The sequence below is a fragment of the Roseateles sp. genome (genome assembly GCF_031397715.1).
Lineage (GTDB): Bacteria > Pseudomonadota > Gammaproteobacteria > Burkholderiales > Burkholderiaceae_C > Paucibacter_A.
Map to the genome: position 1 here is coordinate 1 of NZ_JANNMI010000184.1, position 1,942 is coordinate 1,942.

Consider the following 1,942-nt stretch of genomic DNA (forward strand, 5'->3'; position numbering starts at 1 on the left):
TACACCCACGTGGCGCGCGAGCGGCTGAAAGCTATTCACGCTCAGCATCATCCGCGCGGCTAGCTCGCTTCAAGGAAGCAGTGGCAGCGCCGATGGCGGTTTGATTTCCTCCAGGCAAATCATCGAGCGCACATCGGCCACGCCTTTGATTTGCATCAGCCGGTCGGTCAAGAATTGCGACAGCGATTTCAAATCCTTGGCGACGACCTTGAGCAGGTAGTCGCAGTCACCCGAGACGGTGTGGCATTCCAGAATTTCGGGGAAGTCGCGGATCAAGGTCTCGATCTCGCGTACCCGGTCAAAGGCCTCGCCGTCAATATTCAGGCTGACATAGGCCGTCACGCCCAGTCCCAGCGTCTGCGGCGCCACCAAGGCGCGGTAGCCGCGCAGCACGCCGCGCTCCTCCAGCGCCTTGACGCGGCGAAAGCACTGCGGCGCCGACAAGTGGATCTGCGCCGCCAACTCCACATTGGAGGCGCGGCCGTCACGCTGCAGCACTTCAATGATCTTGCGGTCGATGGCGTCGAGCTTTTCTGTGTGCATTGGTGTGAGTGGACGGGATGGTGCAGGCTGCAGGATAGCTGGCGGCGACAATCCGGCCATGGACCATAGCTTTCTCTCCGCCTTCATCCTGCTCTTGCTGGTTTTGGACCCGCTCGGCAGCCTGCCCATTTTTGTCTCCATCATGAAGACCGTGCCCAAGGAGCGGCGCGCGCGAGTGGCGGGCCGCGAGGTCGGCATTGCCGCTAGCGCACTGCTGGCCTTTATGTTCTTTGGAGATGTGTTCTTGCAGGTGATGCACCTCTCCGAGCGCTCGCTGGAGGTAGCCGGCGGGGTAATTCTGTTGATCATCGCGATCAAGATGATTTTCGGCAGCGCCGGCGAGTCGGCTTACGGCCTGGAACCGGGCCGCGAGCCGTTCATCTTCCCGCTCGCCGTGCCGCTGCTGGCCGGGCCGTCGGCGATGGCGACGGTTTTGCTGCTGGCCTCGCGCCAACCCGAGCGCATCTGGGACTGGATCGGCGCCTTGTTGGCGGCGATGTGGGTGTCGGGCTTGACGCTCTTGATGGCCGACCGCATCCGCCGCCTGCTCGGCGACTCGGTGATCTCGGCGATCGAGAAACTGATGGGCCTGGTGTTGACCGCCATCGCAGTCGAGATGGTGCTGGCGGGGCTGAAGCGCTATTTCGTGGGTGGTCTTTAACGTGTGCCGGCGACGTCGATGTGAATCCCGCCATATGAAATCGCGCTTGCGCATCGTGAAGTGAAGTCATGCTGCGCTGCCGCAATTTTTCTCATCATGGGAAAAGTCTTTTCACAATCAGAAATTTTGTTTGTAAGTTATTGATTTTAAATGATTATGTTTTTAGTCTTATATAAGACATAAGTCTCCCGCTGAGGCCCGAAGAGGACTAAATTTAGACCCAGCAAGAAGCTTTTTTCTTCCCTCAGCCCAGCAGGAGTAACTCATGACGAACTTGACCCGTGACCAGCAAATCGCCGCCCTTGAAAAAGACTGGGCCGAAAACCCACGTTGGAAGGGCATCACCCGTGGCTACAGCGCCGCCGACGTCGTGCGCCTGCGCGGCTCGCTGCAGGTCGAGCACACGCTGGCCAAGCGCGGTGCCGACAAGCTCTGGGGCTTGATCAACACCGAGCCTTTCGTCAACTCGCTGGGCGCCCTGACCGGCAACCAGGCGATGCAGCAGGTCAAGGCCGGCCTGAAGGCGATCTATCTGTCCGGCTGGCAAGTGGCGGGTGATGCCAACAGCAATGGCGAGATGTACCCCGACCAGTCGCTCTACTCGGTCGACTCGGTGCCCAAGGTGGTGAAGAAGATCAACGCCACCTTCGCGCGCGCCGACCAGATCCAGTGGAGCGAAGGCAAGAGCGACATCGACTATTTCGCGCCCATCGTGGCCGATGCCGAAGCCGGCTTCGG

The 1,942-nt window shown here is 60.2% G+C and carries 2 protein-coding genes and 1 pseudogene; 2 read left to right on the forward strand and 1 reads right to left on the reverse strand.

Features of this window, described 5'->3' with window-relative positions; genetic code table 11:
* Window positions 1-69: 69 nt before the first annotated feature.
* Window positions 70-543, reverse strand: a complete 474-nt coding sequence (locus RMO57_RS07890) for an Lrp/AsnC family transcriptional regulator (protein ID WP_310385624.1) — start codon at window positions 541-543, stop codon at window positions 70-72.
* A 58-nt stretch (window positions 544-601) separates the two neighbouring features.
* Between RMO57_RS07890 and RMO57_RS07895 the strand changes: the two genes are divergently transcribed.
* Together RMO57_RS07895 and RMO57_RS07900 are read left to right on the forward strand one after the other, a co-directional pair.
* Window positions 602-1,204: a MarC family protein gene (locus RMO57_RS07895; RefSeq protein WP_310385625.1), complete on the forward strand. Its 603-nt coding sequence runs from the start codon at window positions 602-604 to the stop codon at window positions 1,202-1,204.
* A 265-nt stretch (window positions 1,205-1,469) separates the two neighbouring features.
* Window positions 1,470-1,942 (forward strand): annotated as a pseudogene (locus RMO57_RS07900) (isocitrate lyase); the annotation flags it as partial.

Bases quoted from the DNA above. Each gene is read 5' to 3' on its own strand.
- RMO57_RS07890 (WP_310385624.1), bottom strand. From the start codon at position 543: ATGCACACAGAAAAGCTCGACGCCATCGACCGCAAGATCATTGAAGTG.
- RMO57_RS07895 (WP_310385625.1), top strand. From the start codon at position 602: ATGGACCATAGCTTTCTCTCCGCCTTCATCCTGCTCTTGCTGGTTTTG.